19 protein-coding genes and 1 other RNA gene are annotated in these 15,485 nt (G+C 34.9%); 2 read left to right on the top strand and 18 right to left on the bottom strand.

Features of this window, described 5'->3' with window-relative positions; genetic code table 11:
• Nucleotides 1-135: 135 nt before the first annotated feature.
• Together smpB and ssrA are read left to right on the top strand one after the other, a co-directional pair.
• A complete protein-coding gene (gene smpB / locus NE558_RS10340; RefSeq protein ID WP_256149981.1) occupies nucleotides 136-609 on the top strand; it encodes an SsrA-binding protein SmpB in 474 nt (157 codons plus the stop codon).
• 26 nt (nucleotides 610-635) lie between these two features.
• Nucleotides 636-990, top strand: a transfer-messenger RNA (tmRNA) gene (ssrA, locus tag NE558_RS10335).
• 217 nt (nucleotides 991-1,207) lie between these two features.
• Here the strand turns inward: ssrA and NE558_RS10330 are convergent.
• From NE558_RS10330 to NE558_RS10245, 18 genes are all read right to left on the bottom strand, one after another.
• Nucleotides 1,208-1,852 carry an SMI1/KNR4 family protein gene (locus NE558_RS10330; protein ID WP_256149980.1) on the bottom strand — a complete coding sequence of 215 codons (645 nt, stop codon included), beginning with the start codon at nucleotides 1,850-1,852 and terminating at the stop codon, nucleotides 1,208-1,210.
• 74 nt (nucleotides 1,853-1,926) lie between these two features.
• Entirely contained in the window at nucleotides 1,927-2,370 is a 444-nt protein-coding gene (locus NE558_RS10325) for a hypothetical protein (protein ID WP_256149979.1), read from the bottom strand.
• Between the two features lie 204 nt (nucleotides 2,371-2,574).
• Nucleotides 2,575-3,228: a pentapeptide repeat-containing protein gene (locus NE558_RS10320; protein ID WP_256149978.1), complete on the bottom strand. Its 654-nt coding sequence runs from the start codon at nucleotides 3,226-3,228 to the stop codon at nucleotides 2,575-2,577.
• Between the two features lie 551 nt (nucleotides 3,229-3,779).
• On the bottom strand, nucleotides 3,780-4,118 hold the full coding sequence (locus NE558_RS10315) for a DUF6054 family protein (RefSeq protein ID WP_256149977.1): 339 nt from the start codon (nucleotides 4,116-4,118) through the stop codon (nucleotides 3,780-3,782).
• A 209-nt stretch (nucleotides 4,119-4,327) separates the two neighbouring features.
• Nucleotides 4,328-4,918 (bottom strand): hypothetical protein, encoded by a 591-nt coding sequence (locus tag NE558_RS10310; RefSeq protein ID WP_256149975.1) that lies wholly within the window; start codon nucleotides 4,916-4,918, stop codon nucleotides 4,328-4,330.
• Between the two features lie 228 nt (nucleotides 4,919-5,146).
• Nucleotides 5,147-6,166, bottom strand: coding sequence for an HNH endonuclease (locus NE558_RS10305; RefSeq protein WP_256149974.1), 1,020 nt, complete (start codon nucleotides 6,164-6,166; stop codon nucleotides 5,147-5,149).
• An 899-nt stretch (nucleotides 6,167-7,065) separates the two neighbouring features.
• Complete coding sequence (locus NE558_RS10300) at nucleotides 7,066-7,896, bottom strand: GIY-YIG nuclease family protein (RefSeq protein WP_256149973.1); 831 nt, start codon at nucleotides 7,894-7,896, stop codon at nucleotides 7,066-7,068.
• 85 nt (nucleotides 7,897-7,981) lie between these two features.
• Nucleotides 7,982-8,959 carry an NERD domain-containing protein gene (locus tag NE558_RS10295; RefSeq protein WP_256149972.1) on the bottom strand — a complete coding sequence of 326 codons (978 nt, stop codon included), beginning with the start codon at nucleotides 8,957-8,959 and terminating at the stop codon, nucleotides 7,982-7,984.
• Nucleotides 8,960-9,180: 221 nt separating this feature from the next.
• The gene (locus tag NE558_RS10290; protein ID WP_256149971.1) at nucleotides 9,181-9,942 is read right to left on the bottom strand and encodes a DNA adenine methylase; all 762 of its coding nucleotides are present in this window, start codon (nucleotides 9,940-9,942) and stop codon (nucleotides 9,181-9,183) included.
• Between the two features lie 521 nt (nucleotides 9,943-10,463).
• Nucleotides 10,464-11,180 carry a C39 family peptidase gene (locus tag NE558_RS10285; RefSeq protein ID WP_256149970.1) on the bottom strand — a complete coding sequence of 239 codons (717 nt, stop codon included), beginning with the start codon at nucleotides 11,178-11,180 and terminating at the stop codon, nucleotides 10,464-10,466.
• Complete coding sequence (locus tag NE558_RS10280; protein ID WP_256150121.1) at nucleotides 11,177-11,431, bottom strand: hypothetical protein; 255 nt, start codon at nucleotides 11,429-11,431, stop codon at nucleotides 11,177-11,179. The genes NE558_RS10285 and NE558_RS10280 overlap by 4 nt, the downstream gene beginning before the upstream one ends.
• Complete coding sequence (locus tag NE558_RS10275; RefSeq protein ID WP_256149969.1) at nucleotides 11,397-11,714, bottom strand: hypothetical protein; 318 nt, start codon at nucleotides 11,712-11,714, stop codon at nucleotides 11,397-11,399. The genes NE558_RS10280 and NE558_RS10275 overlap by 35 nt, the downstream gene beginning before the upstream one ends.
• The gene (locus tag NE558_RS10270) at nucleotides 11,707-12,018 is read right to left on the bottom strand and encodes a serine/threonine protein kinase (RefSeq protein WP_256149968.1); all 312 of its coding nucleotides are present in this window, start codon (nucleotides 12,016-12,018) and stop codon (nucleotides 11,707-11,709) included. Before NE558_RS10270 ends, NE558_RS10275 begins: the two co-directional genes overlap by 8 nt.
• A 12-nt stretch (nucleotides 12,019-12,030) precedes the next feature.
• Nucleotides 12,031-13,287, bottom strand: coding sequence for a phage tail spike protein (locus tag NE558_RS10265; RefSeq protein WP_256149966.1), 1,257 nt, complete (start codon nucleotides 13,285-13,287; stop codon nucleotides 12,031-12,033).
• Nucleotides 13,287-13,424, bottom strand: coding sequence for an XkdX family protein (locus tag NE558_RS10260; protein ID WP_256149965.1), 138 nt, complete (start codon nucleotides 13,422-13,424; stop codon nucleotides 13,287-13,289). Before NE558_RS10260 ends, NE558_RS10265 begins: the two co-directional genes overlap by 1 nt.
• Nucleotides 13,421-13,774 (bottom strand): hypothetical protein, encoded by a 354-nt coding sequence (locus tag NE558_RS10255; protein WP_256149964.1) that lies wholly within the window; start codon nucleotides 13,772-13,774, stop codon nucleotides 13,421-13,423. The genes NE558_RS10260 and NE558_RS10255 overlap by 4 nt, the downstream gene beginning before the upstream one ends.
• Before the next feature lie 10 nt (nucleotides 13,775-13,784).
• On the bottom strand, nucleotides 13,785-14,777 hold the full coding sequence (locus NE558_RS10250; RefSeq protein ID WP_256149962.1) for a BppU family phage baseplate upper protein: 993 nt from the start codon (nucleotides 14,775-14,777) through the stop codon (nucleotides 13,785-13,787).
• Complete coding sequence (locus NE558_RS10245) at nucleotides 14,778-15,485, bottom strand: distal tail protein Dit (protein WP_256149961.1); 708 nt, start codon at nucleotides 15,483-15,485, stop codon at nucleotides 14,778-14,780.

Below are 15,485 nucleotides of genomic sequence, written 5' to 3'. Positions count from 1 at the left end.
GAAAAATGTCACATACTTTCCATGTTTACTAAATTTTAATATGATTGTCATTTGCCTTTTTTACAAATATATGATATTATTCTTTTGTGAGATTTCTCGCACTAGTATTGATTCAAGGAGAGAGCAGGTTTTTTTATGGCAAAGGGAAACGGTACAAAGCTTATCGCTCAAAATAAAAAAGCATATCATGATTACTTTATTGAAGAAGTATTTCAAGCCGGTATCTCTTTGGTAGGTACAGAGGTGAAAAGTCTACGGGCTGGTAAATGCAGTTTGAAAGAAAGCTTTATACGCATTGAGAATGAAGAAGCTTTTATTTACAATATGCATATTAGCCCATATGAACAGGGAAATATCTTTAATAAAGATCCTCTTCGGGTAAGACGGCTTTTGCTTCATAAAAATCAGATTCGGAAGATTTATCAAGAAAGTAAGATAGCAGGATATACTATCGTGCCTCTTAAAGTATATCTTGACCGTAGTCTGGTTAAAATTGATATAGCTTTAGCAAAGGGTAAAAAACTCTATGATAAAAGAGATACCATTTCAAAAAATGATCAGAAACGTCAGGCCGAAAAAGAATTTAAGATACGTAATCTAACCTTATAACCAGTATTAAGCTTATTTTATAATACGGGGATGTAATGGTTTCGACGGGAGTCTTGAAAATAGGAATAGCCATCCGCAGTCCGGTTAACTGCGTCATCAAGCCGGAAACTTTTAAAAAGAAAAGACAATAATAATTTAGCAATCGCTGCCTAATGCGGCAGCCGTCGGCCTTTGATCACTCGCTGTCAAAGAACCCGGCGTCGACTTGGCGAGGCACTTTTTCGCTTAAGCTTTGCGGCGTAAAAAGACTTATGAAGCTACCAAGGGATATAGCCTGTCAATCGGCGATATTCTGAGGGAATGTTAAAAGACTGACTGTGATGGGAGAAGTTCTTATGGATGGGTTTTCGGACAGGGGTTCGATTCCCCTCATCTCCATTCTTTTCTAGGTATTAAACAAAGCCTAGAAACTGGGGAAAACGTTGATATATCAGCGTTTTAAAGCATTTTATTAAATGTGTTCTGTGATACAAATAGTTGCTCCGTGACATAAAAAACGGCTTAAAAAAGCCCAAATATGTCACGAAATATGTCATGAAAACAGTAAAACAACCTCTTTTATAAGGGGTTGTTTTTATTTTGTATGTTATATGTATGCCTATATTGTCAAACCAATACGTTTTCGATATTCTATAGCGTTTCTACAATTCGGATTAATACCAGAGTATGGGTTATCACAATACGGAATCATTAAACAATCATCGCTACCGCACGCCCCAATTTTCAAAAAAGCCTCGAAAAAAGTATTGAAGTCTTTACCTAGTATGTATCCATGTCCTTTACAACCGTCATGGCTAAGGTATACAACCGGTGGATTAATCTTATCTATCCCAATGTCCAATGCTATAACGTCGCCTTCGTTATATATAATTCCCAACTTATTATGCCAAACTTTATCATAAGAATTATTATTGTCTGGAAAACATTCCTCTTGCCAATCTTTTCGATTATTTTCTGCATGAATGACTCCATCAGTAGAAATTGTAAAGCTCATATAAGGAAATTCGTCCTCCCCCTGAGAATCTTTTTGTTTAGACAAAAAAACACAAAAATCACAATATCCAGAAAAATTAAGAAGAAAATTTTTAAGTTGCATTGGAAGTTCCATGCCAATTTCATTTTCCAATCTTAAAATTTCATCTTTTGTAGCAGGTTCTCCAATTTCTAATTCCACCTTATCATATAATTCTCTATACACATCAACCAATTTATTTAATTGACACTCTATCCATTGATAATCCATACTTTTTGCGCTCCTTTCGAGTCTACTATTAACCTTTCTATTCTTACTTTTTCAATTATAATCCAAATCTAAATCTACTTGAGATTATTTATCATTTTATCCCATTCAGCTAAATACTTTTCTTTCCGGACTCTAAACCATATATGAAATTCCTTACAGCAGGGATCATCACCTTGCATGATATAAACATAGTCTCTCTTTTCCCAAATAAGTATTTGCCAAGACTGTTCACAATCGATAAAAGGGGTTCTAAGTGTGCCTAAAGGAATATCAGATATACACATTATGCTAATATCTTTATCAGCATTATCCCACCATGGAAACGAAGCTATCTTTCTATTTAAACTTTGGCTAAAATAATAGAGATGCATACCCAAATTACCTCGGCCAATCAAAGTGATCTGGAAATCATCTATGAGAGGAAAAGCACTTAAATCTAGTGAAGGAAGTTGCTCCGAATAGTTATTATCTCTTAGCCTTATTGACCTGTCATTCTTATAAAGCTTTCTATTTCCCATTTTTTATACCTCAATAATAATATAAAATAAACACTTGTAACTGCATGCTTTTGATATATCAATATTCAAATTGTAAGCACTTTTGGCTTGTCCAGTATAAACACAATGAGCAGTTCGTATAGAAACGCTATAAGCTATAGAATGCCATAATGGACAAGAGCAGTCTGTATTTTTCATTCTAAATTTAAAATATCAGCATTTTAATTACTGATTAACAATGATACCCATAAGACTAATCAATTCAGCTGCTTGAAACATATTTATAACCATTCCTTTCAACTCAATAGGAGGAGTGGATACCAATGGCATTTTGAATTCATTATCAGTAAAATCCACTGTTGCTAGCATTGTCTTGAAAAAATTATTTTTTATAAACTTGGAATTCTTTGCCTCAAACTTTTTCAGTTTTGCTTCTGAAATAGACGATTCAGTAAAGTCGATGTTATCAAAAAAAACTGCATTCATTTTAGTTTCATCGAAATTTGAATATTTAAAATTTGACTGTTCAAAAGTAGTTTGTTTTATAACCGTACAGTGCATATCCAATCCAACACATTTACAGTCAACAAATTGGCATCTTTCAAAATAAGCGTCTGCAAATTTACTATTTGAAAAATCACAAGATTGGAATATAACATCAATAAAACTTGCGCTTTTAAAGTTGCAACTGCAAAATTTACAATTTTCAAGAATACTTGATCTTAGTTCCATTCTAGAAAAATCCAATCCTTCAATTCTTTCATTATAACTTTTTATTGCAAAAATTGAGATATCATCTGATAAACGATCCTTCACATAAGAATAGAACTCATCTATCTGCAATACCTCTTTGGATATTTTGGGTTTAGCTATATTCATATTTTTATCCCCTATCTGATAATAAGCTTAAAAATACACTACTGATGGAATTTTGTGGCATTTTTTCATATACCGATAATCGGCAATTTACGAGTCTGTACGTTTGTTATGTCATACACATAATTAGAAGTGGATTCTGCAAACGGGATATTTTATTTTGTCTCGTGGTATTTGAGTTTGTTGTAGGCTTTTACTGCAACTGAAATAATCCAATATATGATAACTCCGTTTATCAATAATCCTAACGGATTAAGACTCATTGACATAAGGGGATTTAGTGAAGGCTTCGAATCATATACTGAAATAAATTGTATAGGCCAACCAATATTATAATGAAAATGATTATCAGTCTTAAACGGTAAAATATATAACAAAATAATCTCTATCCAAAAAGCTAAGTTTAATATTTTCCAATTAATCTTTTTCATTAATCCATAACTCCTTAATGCACACCACTCAATCCAGTTACTAAGTATTAACATAATAAGAAATTCAATTTTTATTACTATCCAATTTAGTATATAAGTATAAAAACCTCATAGTCCAGAAAATTATAGTCCCATTTTTCTGATGCTATTTGCTACAACTTCTGTTAGTTCGCTTTCTGCCCCCAAACTGAAATTAAAAATTGCGCCACTGCCACCCCCGGCACCAATAGCAGATACAAACACTTCTCTTCCAGTATCAATAATCGTCACACTTAAACTTGCTCTACTGCTATTTCGCATAAAATATTTATCGTATACCCGAACAGCCATTTTAATATTTTCACTCTGGTAATTACTTTTATCTACCAAATTTACGCTTACGCCACTTTTGAATATAGCTTCGTCTAGTTGTTCGACTATTCTATCAAAGTCCCCTTGCACAGACTTTTCGTATTTTGCCATTTCTTTTCCCCCTCTATAAATAATACAATAGCTTTCTAAACATTTCCCAAAATTGAATTTAGGAACTAAACATTATGGGAAGTTAATCATTTATATAGTTACTTTTAAGAAAGTGTGTTATGTCGGTTCTCTTTTTATTACGATTCAAAAATGCTTATGAAGTTTGTCATATCAAATAATTCTTGTTTCTGAAACTTCCCACATTTAAGTTAAATACTTTTACTCTCACATTCTATTAAGGCTTTTTTATATTCAGTCAAATAATATTTATAATCAATGTAAAAATTAAAGTACTTATTAATGAAAAATACATAAGTTATTATAATAATAAAAGATAAAATAAATAATCCAGTTGCCATATCAACTCCTAAAATATTAACGCCCATTAGAGTCTTTGCTTGTTCATCTTGGTTTAAATATATACCAAACCAATATGTTAAAAAGGGGGCAGGAAATAGTATTTTACAAAAATCTATTCGTTTCTGATTTATTTCTATTTGGCTTTCAGCTTCTACTATATACATTTTAAAGTATATAAATGGATTCTGATTATTTTTTGTTTCTCTAATTATAGCTTTACAATCGAGTCTTTTTTTAAACCAAGTATATGATCTATAAAACTCAAATAAAGCTACTACTATTATCACAATTTTAATATATATATTATATTTAGAAATTAAATTTGACTCAGGTAATATCATACTTCCTACCATTGAAAAAAATAATATAATAATAAACCTTTCTGTAGCTTTTATTAACGCTCCCTGCATATTTGTTTTATTCCAACTTTCTAAATTCATATTGCCCTCCTCTCAAAATGAATACTATCCCAAACTATTTTTAATGTGAAAATATTGCCCATGTCTAATTGCTAATACTTATAAAATCAATAAACCTTACACTCTATCAATGTTATTTAAAGAATATTCTTGTAGGCTATTATAACTTTGAGTGATTACAACATTGAACTATTTCTAATCCAATTTACAGCGGATCAAGGGAATATGTGGCTTACCCTAATTTAGTTGTCACTTATAGAATTTTATTAAATCTTCAACACTCTTTAACTCGATACCAACTGTCATCAATGCTTTTTGCCTTTCATTAAACAGTTTTTCTAGAATGGGTAGCTTATCTTCTAACCTTCCATAATGTAATAAATTATGACAATAACTACAGAGTGACACTATATTTTCTTCGGTATCCAAATTTAAATATTTACCCTCCGCAAACTCAAAATTTTTATATTTACTAATTGGAATTAAGTGGTGTGGCTCTGTATACTTTATACCACTTTTCTTATAAAAAATTCTGCTTGGATCATGGTCATATTCGCATTCATGGTTAGCAATAATCAATGCAGCAGCAGCCGTTTTAACACTCCTCTTTGGCTTAGGATTTCCTGCACCTGGTGCATCAGCGAATTCCTGTGTACCTACTTTGCCTTTCCATGTTAGCACTTCAGGATTATCCGCACTCTCATCAATAATAGTATTAATTTCATCTATTTCGCTATCATCATATTCAGCATACTTTTCATCAAAAATATTTTCTAAAATTAATTTTAGGAAATATTCTACTGCCTTGTCTTGTTTTTCTTCTAAAGCCTTATTTAAAATAAATTTAGCATGGTCCGTATCTAATAAATTCAAATACAACTCTTTACATTCCCCATTAACTGTAAATGCACTTGCATTACCAAGATGATGGTCCTTGAACCAACCAAATAACGCGCGCATATTTACTGGAGTCGTTAAAAAAGTATAATCCGAATCTATACGATATCCTTTATTTTCCCATATTGGTTCTTTTGATGTTGCCTTGATTTCTAATGGCTGCTCTGCTATATAGCAATCTGTCTTTGCAACACTTATTGCATAAGTAGACTGTTGTGCACCATGGAATATTATATCTCCCTTTTTGACAAGGGACATATTTGTGTAGCCTCTGTTATTACCTCCACTTTTTGTTTTTTGGGGTGACCATAAATACTGTCCATGGCTTTCCTGCTTACGGGTTTTATTTTGACATACATAGTATATCTTCATTATAGTCATCCTTTCTTATAGCACGTATAATTGATAAAACTATCAATAGATGTCCAGTCAATTATTACATTATTGTAATAATTGATCTAAACCTTATATTGCGTGATGTAAAATACTTAATAGTAATATAAAAATGATTAGCACATTTCTGGTTGACGCAAATTTAGCGTATTTAAAATTCCTATTATGGTACTACTGTGTACCCTTTAAGCTGATTCCGCTGTGTAAATGAAAAATGTATGATTGCAAAACGAGAGTATAAAAAGGCAATATAATAAAAAATAATAAGGAAATAAAACTCTGAAAAATACAAAAAGCATACATCATAATAAAGGAAGATGAGGGTGATTTCGTAAGCCAAAAAACTAATCCGTCTATGCCCATATCAATATAACAATTTCCTAATACAACTTGCTGTCTAATTAAGTAAATACTAAAAATATAAATGAGATATGATATCCAATATTTCATTAACATAGACTGAAGCATAATTAAATATTTTTTGATACCATTTTTATAGAGTATTATAATTAAAGGTAAAAACACCATTACATAATTTAAAACATCAAGGTAAAAACAAGTCAACCCACTTTTATTTTGATATCTCAAATAAATGGATGAGTTTATACTTTGAAGCAATAGAAAATATGTTACAATGAATAATAACACTAGTAATGGATGTTTTATTTGGGATATAATTGGGGTTTTTATTTGATTCATTATTAGTACCTCCATTTGCAAAAAGCTATTCCAAATTATAATTGATTAACAATACCCTACAAAACATTACTACTCCTTTAAAAAGTTCTTTCATCCCTCTGTCGTGAATTTCTTATTATGGTACTACTGCGTCTCCCTCAGACCGGTTCTACTATGTAATGAGCTGCCCAATACATAATTTATTTGCCTCTTATCTCCTCTAGTTCCTTAAAAAACTTCCATCCATTTTCAGATAATCCGGTTATCAAATTGGCCGGCGCAGAAGGTGCTTTAAATGCCAGATTAACCTGTGTTATTAACTTCCCATTCAATTCTTTAACCTTTTCATTTTCTACATAACTATCAATGATGGCATTCCCTTTTTTGTAATGATTCTTGTCCTTCCAATCTTTAGTTGATTCTAGCGGCCTTTTAATCTCGCTTCCTGCTGCCAAAATGAACTTCCCATCTTTAACAAATAACTTAGCATTATGCTTAGTCGGTGGATAATAGTATTTCATTACTTCGTTCCTATCCTGCTGTTCATCAATATCAATACCCTCTGCACTTAACAAAAATTTAATTTGAGTGATGAATGCTTCAATATTAGGAATATCATAAACACTAATATTGGGCTTATTAAGTCTCAAATCTTTATTTGTTAATACGTAGCTACTTTTCTTAAACCTCTGTATAAATTCGTACTCCAAATAATCAATTGAAAGCTTATCGAAGCTATTGTTGTCCGTGACAAACAATATACCGTATGTCCAAAAATCTTTACGCCTAACATGTTCTTCAATCCTCTGTATCCCGTTCACAGATTGTCCAATGTACGCAACGCTCTCATCTTCACTATCATTAAATAGAAAGTAAATTGCATAGTTCAACGAACAAGGTAATTCATATACCTTTTTGTAACTTTCACGAGTAAAATAAAACGCCTTGATTTGGTTTGTACGATCCTGATACATTTTTAAATTGGATGCATTCTTTTTATCTGGATACAGATACGTAATTGTTTTCTGCATAAATCCTCCTTGACATAAGGGGTATCCCCCTCTGTAGATTCGCCTTATTTTATTTGCACATTATCTATGCCAATTGCTTATGAACTTACTCAATCTCCACAGATTCTTTCTCTATATCACTATTGGACTTTTCCTCAACCTGTTCAATTGCTCGGCACTTGGGAAATTTGGAACAACCCCAAAAATGTGCCCCTTTATTTGCACCTTTTTGCGCAATCCTTAAAACCATGTGTGCGCCACATTTAGGGCAAATTTTGTTATCACCTTCCAAAGGCTGCCTTTTTTCTTCCCTGACTGCTTCCTTTTCAATCTCCTTCTTAACTACAAAAGAAGCCGGCTTAGGACGTACTATGTCATTTTTTATATCTTCAATATGCTTCTGTTTTAGTTCTTCATCTACTTTTGTACGAGCTGAAAGAACACTATAAATTTCAGAAATATCATCTTCTGTTAATACAGGAGTACGGCTTAGACTTTGAACAATTTTCCTAATATTATTTCGTTTTATTACATAAACGTCAGGTGTCTGCACTGTTACATTCTTTAATTCACAACGCTCACTAAAAACAATTATACTTTTATATGTATTGTCAAAGCGAGATCCTAACGTGGCTTTTAATGCTGAAATATGCCCTGCATTCTGAAAAACAGGGTTATAAAATTTGTTCTTAACTCTTTTATTCAAGCTCTGTGTCCAGTTCTTTGCTTTATCATTTCCGAAAATCCAACCACTATAGTTTTTACTCTCCAAGACAAAAATGCCATATTCATTAATATACACAACATCAATCTCCGTTGTTTGTCCTTCTTTTGCCGCTTTATTTAAGTACACATTAGGCAGGAACTTTTCTTTTTCAGAAATGCCCTCTAAACATCTAACAGTCAAATATTCCCCATAGTAACCTTTATCAAAAAACACCTTTGACTTGGGGATATCAACAATGGTCTTGTAAACTGATTTATTATATTGGTTTTGAAATGTTAAGAATTTATAAATTAAAAAAACAAGCAGAAGAAAAAATGGGCTAAGTAAAAAGAGTAAAAGCAAATAAAAATATAACATGTTTTTCCCCCATACAAGAATAAGTTTATAATTATATATTATAAACCATTATATGTAATTTTTCAAAATATTCCCACAAATACAAAAAAATGCTACAATCGGCTTTCATATCACCAATTGTAGCATTTTTCGCGTACTATCCTTTTATTTTTACTATAAATAAATAGCCAATTTAGTTTGTTGTGGAACTATTTGTTAGTTCCATCTAAACATATATTTAATCAGAAGTTCCTGATAATTAATTCTTTGTATGTACTGCCCAATTTCCCCATAGCCATTTTTAAATTATGAGACCGCTCGACTTCTTCAATTACAAAATCCTTATAAAGTTCTCTGATAAATTCATCATCGTTATATGATAAAATAAACTTCCCTTTGACGCTCTTTAATGTGTCTCTCAGCAACACGTGCATTTCTTCCCCAAAACCATCCTCTCCGGTATCATAATATTTTTCTGTATTATGATAGGGTGGATCACAATAAAAAAGAGTACCCGCTCCGTCCTGGGCAGTAATCAGCTTTGCAAAACTTTTATTTTCAATTAACACACCATCCAGTCGTCTTTTTACCTGTAGTAAAGCCTCCATGTCTATAGTATTTCTAGCTCTACACCCAAAGGAACGCACCGTGGCACCATAAGACAGTTTTATCAAATATAAATATCTGGCCGCTCTCTGTATCTCGGTCATTTGACCAACATCTGACGCCTTGTATTTTTCAAATATTTCTCTTGAGCTTACTGATAGCTCCATCTCTTTTGCTACCGCTTCGGGATGATATTTTACATTCCGAAACAAATTTACCAATTCAGAATTTACGTCATTATAAACCTCTTTTTCTGCGTGTTTATCTTTATAGAATAATACCCATCCGGCGCCGCCAAATACTTCCACATATTTCTTAACACCTTCTTCCGGAAATCTATTCACAATTTCCTTTCTTAATAATTTCTTTCCGCCTACCCATGCAATAAAACTATCCATTTTACCTCCTATAATTTTTTTACTTCTAAACTCATATTGCTTTTTATAATGCCCCTCAAATAGAGGGGCTAGATTAATTTCATTTTTTGCCTCAAATATCTTTTTACTTTTTTGATTTTTTGCTAAGTACACGAATTTAACTTCACCAACAATATAAAGCATTTACTAATTCTGTAAGTTATATTATACTTATGGAACTGAGTGCTGATTATTTAAACAACAGGAAGAAGCTGATTTACATTGAAAAAATTTTCATTTGAACAGTCAAAAAAATATAGAACCCTAGGTTTATTGTTTGCATTATTGGCAGTTACCTATCGGGCAATTTTTACCAACATTTGGGGTACTATTATCATTCTGGTAATTTCACTTTATTGCGATTTTCAATATAAATGTCCATATTGTAACAAAACACTTGACCTTTGGAATAATCCTGAAAGCCTTGAATACTGTCCACGTTGTGGCAAAAAGCTAAATACTTCACATGATTAATAATAAAAGCCTTTAAAGGGCTTTATTTATTATTTCTTCTTATCAAGATACCGTGTGACCAAAGCCATGGCACGAAGCATATCATCCGTGAGATCCATCTTGTTTTTATCCGAGAAGCACCCTGTATCTTGCATATCTTTCACCATAGGTTTTGCCCAGCTTGGAACTTCATTTAAAGTATTATATCTTTTCATATTCTCATCCTCCTTAAATTCATCCGGTACCTTTACTAGCCAATAAAATTTCACCTGACTTTTGAACAAATTGTAATCTCCATTCGTCTGAGACGGCTTATTGGACCAGGGATCATTGATTTGCACCTTTCCCCCTTCCATGCCGTACCACAATACATAATGTCCACTGGTTGTCCAATTACCTTTACCCATGCAAGCGATTACTAAATCACCCCGCACAATGGCCTGCCTCGCCAACTCGTGATACTTGGAAGCAGGAGATCCATAAATGTTGCTACTGTTTAGCATGGTAATATCAATACCATACTCCGCTCCCTGAGGCTTGAAATAGGAATAATATGTACCCTGCCCTTTGGCCTTATATCCTCGCTTCTTTGACCATTCCGCTGTAGTAATGGGAGTAACATTCTTGTCGGCCAGCGTTGCAATTACCATAGCCGCACAAGTAATACCGCACCCCTCTGCCTTAATCGTAGTCTTTTCTCCCGGTGCAGAATAATCATAGCTTGCCCACTTTGGATCATTCTGCATATATAAAACTGGTTTCATCATTCCTCACCTCCGCTGTTTTTCTGATACTGGGTACCAAAGTAAAAGGCAATCACCACACTAAATATGGTTAAAAACTGCTCTCCACTAATCCGGCCAACAATGGCCAAATAAGAAAAAACTACCGTTAGCAAAATTGTAACAATAGATTTCACTGTCAAAAGATTCTGAATGGTTACTTTCGTGCTTTCCCTTAAGATTGCTACCCCTTGTATTAACTCATCCTGCACTTTGTTCGTTTCGTTTTCTTTCATTCTCCGATTCCTCCCGTCTCAATCGACTTTCCTTCCGCCTCTCCGCTTGCTTGTCCTGCCTATCTGCCCAGCGGTTAAATATGGTCATAATTCCACAAATGCCTAGCTCTGTACCAAATACCGTTAGGGCATTCCCGACAATTGCAGAAACATCCACACCAAAGAAAGCTAAAATCATGCCCGCCACCACCACCGCAACGCAGAAAAGCAAAGACAACACCACAATGGTTGTCATGGTATCGTCATTAATACGAAAACGTCTGCGTTTTTTCCCCTCAGACAATCTTCTCCACCGCCTTCCGGTTAAGGAAGTTCTTTAGATCATGTTTCACCGTTGTGGTATAACTTAAGGCTGCTGTCATATCCCCGTTACAATGAGCATCAGGAATCCGCTGTACTGCCTTTGCCGTTGCTTCCCCCAATGCAATGGAAGCATTCACCGCCGTTAAAAGGTTGTACTCCATGTCCTCCCTCTCTTTTTCCCGCTTCTCAGCGGCATCGTCCCGCTTTGCTAATTTACGTTGAAGGTACCAAATTCCCATTGAAGTAACTACAGCTTGCATAACACCCAAAACTACTGCATCCATGCATCCAACCCCTTACACTAAATTCCCATCAGTATTTATAATATTTTTATATGTACCACTAACCCCAGCACTGCTATGCCATAACCCCCCAGCCCCAAAATGAAATACCTTTGTTGCATCGGCTATACTCGTTCCATCAGCACTTATATAAAGGCCATGAGCCGTTATAGTTGCAACTCCGTTTATTAAATTAGATACCTGTTTTACTCCAGTAGATGCACTGACCGCTGTTGAGAGACTCTTCTCTCCGTTGGTAACTGAGGATGTCAAGTCTGCAACAAAATCCCCCAACTCTACCTCTTTGTATTGTTCAAGCAAGCAATCCCACTCATAGGAAATGACCTTTGCTTTTTTTTGGAATCCCATTTTCACATTGGAAACCGTCACCACATCCCCTAGTTGGACCTCTTCCAAAACAGCATACTCCTTGTATTCTGCTGTTTGGGAAAGCATCTGGAAATTAGCCTTAATATTAACCTTGGGTAAATCGCAACCCTCATTAAATAAAGCTTGAACAGCCCCGGGTAATTCATAATAGGTCAAACCACTATCCTCGAATACATGGATTTTAGGGTAGCGGTAGCTACTAATATATGGGCTATCCATGTACCCTCCAGACATTGCCACGTCATCTTTTCCATAGGCATAGATTCTAGTGGCCATCTCTGAGATATCCTCACTAATTTCAAGCCCTACCAGATTTTTGCCATACCGAATGGCAACGCCACGATCCTGTCCAATAGAGGTATTCATAGAAACTTTGAAGCCATCCCGCAGGATTTCCCCGCCGAAGGCCTTTATAAAACTGCTTGCGTCCTCATCTTCACTAAGCAATGGGGCAATGGGGTTTACCTTGCTTGCTGTGACCGTTCCTGTCCCTGTCATGTTGGTTGTAAAAGTAAATGGCATGGCGTAGGAAAGCGCCTCTTGGATGGCATTCAATACACCTTGGGGAGTGCCAAAAACATCCACTTTCAGGCAAAAATTATCCAATAAATCATAGAAAATATGGCGAGCATATACCCGAATCCCATTCATATCCGGTTTGATATGATAAATCCGAAAGGGTTGTTTTCCACGAGGCGTGGATGCAACAAGAATTCGTTCCTTTTCAATATCCTCCCATTTCCCCCACTCATCATAAGGGTGCTCCATCTCCAACTCATACAATCCGTTTAATTCTTCTTTTACAGTACAAAGGCTCGGAAGCAACGCCCCCAAGCCCAAAGTATCAAATGTTATGCTATTCTTTTCATGTATGGTAACCATCAAACCACCTCATATTCCTGACCTGTGATTTCTACATACTGCTCTGCCGAAATTTTTCCACTTTGCACAAACATGCCTACATTTGCGGCTGAATAAATTTTAGAATCAAAATACCGCTTTACAATTTTATAAATCATCTAACCACCCCCTGTTGATTCAACAATAACTCAGCTAATGTCATATCAATCTCTGTCTGTTTGCTGATGATCTGCTGTTGATTTAACAGCATTTCAGCTTGCAGTATTTCCTGTTCCGACGGCTCTGGCAGTGTAATCGCAGGAATAGAAATATACTCAATCCTAATTTCCCCTGCCCCGTCATAATAAAACTCTTTGTATTTATTCTCTTTTTCTTCGCCCATAAAAAAACTGAAATTACCTTCGTAAATAACGGCACTGCCGTTTTCGATTTGTTCTCTTACTTGCTCCACCGTTTTTGATTCACTATATGCTACAATCCGCCTGTTTTCATTTATAAATAAAATCATAAAATCACCTCTATTCTTCGTAAATTGCAATGCAATATATCACTCCGCCAAACCCGACAGGCAACTTAATTTTAAAACCTTCTTGGCACTGAAAACTATATGGGGAGGTAAGCAGTGTTTCAATTGGCAAGCTGTCGCTGACGGCTGTGTATGACAAATCGGGTACCACATTGGAATTGTAATGTATCCTATCTAAATTTACGCAAAGAGCATGTGCCGTCGTTGCCAACAACTTATTTAAACCGGAAGTAATATTGTGACTAGTCGTCATACCATCAACAGTTATCTCCACACTTGAACTCATATTTACCACATTTGCGGTGGTATTATAAAATATAATTTCCACTACATTCTTTTTCCCGCTAAATGTCCAAAATGCGTCTGGCGCAAGTGCATTTACCCTACTCTGTTTTTCAAACTTACGCCCTCTAGTATTCTTGCCTGACGCAAGAATTACACCAATGTCTCGTTCCACTTGACCTAGTTTTCCAAGAGTCGCATTACTCTTCGCCATAAGGGAACCTGTTGTTTCCGTACCACCTGTATCCCCCGTTTCCCCGATTGAATTTAGGAACTCATAAATATTTTGATACAAAAGCACCAATGCACCATATTCATTGGTGCTTTCTATACCATTTTTCAAATCAATATTTCTGACAACGTGTATCACAAAAGGAAGCGTTCTCAAAACCTCTGCACCGCCCTTATATATAATAAGCTGTACATCTAAATATCCCGCCTTGGCTAATGTCTGGTCAGTTAATGGAAATTGGCATCTGCCATTCACTGCATTCGTAATCTCGCCGTTATTATAAACCTCCCCGCCATTTTCTGGCTTTCTACAATAAATCCTAACCTCATGCCCTGTGAGGTTTATTGCTGTACTACCATCTAACAGAGCAACATCTAAATATCTGCTATTGGCATCATTTTGAACGGCTGTAATGATACTTGTCACTTCTCTGTTTACATCAATTTCTAGCTTTTTATAGACTTTCGCCATTTATAACCACCTCCAATTGGGCTTTATTTCTAATCTTGTTACACTTCCTGTCCAACTGATTGTATTTGCTCCCACTTGAAACCTAGGAAAATCCAACGCTGAAAAGGAATTGTTTTTATTTGTAGTATCCTTATAAACTTCCTGAATCTCACTATTGATTGTGACATAGCCGCTTATTCCAGTAATCGTGTAGCCTGTTCCATTTATTGTGATTGTAACATTCCCTGTACCATAAACCGTGATGATGGGTTCGCTGTAAATCGTGCCTTGGTTGTAGATTGTGGCAGGAGTAGTTAGGGTCTTTTCTTCGTCGGCTTTGTTTACGGAATATTTAAAAGGGAAGCAATCAAATTGAATCAGGAACTTTGAAAAACTATTCAAAACTCCATTCATATCCATTTGATTTTTCACCATCACACGATAGCTTTTATCCGGTTCATTGGAAAAAGTAATTTCTCCATACCCATCCAGCCATGCATTAATCTTTTCCGCATACTGAGGTACATTTTTCCCCTTGTTTTTGATGGCACACTCCACTTCTTTTGTATAATTCAGATAGGTCCCTTCATCGTTATGTAGTACACCGTTTCTTCCCGGAATCTTGATTTCTGAAACCGTTCGCTCCGGCTTTGTGATAGGAGGAACCTTTGTCACGATAATACCCATGTCAGTGCTTCTTATCCCTTTAAATGTGAAATAAGGCTGCAT

Source organism: Anaerotignum propionicum, from assembly GCF_024461735.1.
In the GTDB taxonomy this organism is placed as follows: domain Bacteria; phylum Bacillota; class Clostridia; order Lachnospirales; family Anaerotignaceae; genus Chakrabartyella.
The sequence above is the reverse complement of the archived record's forward strand: the minus strand, read 5'-3'. Positions and strand labels throughout refer to the sequence as shown.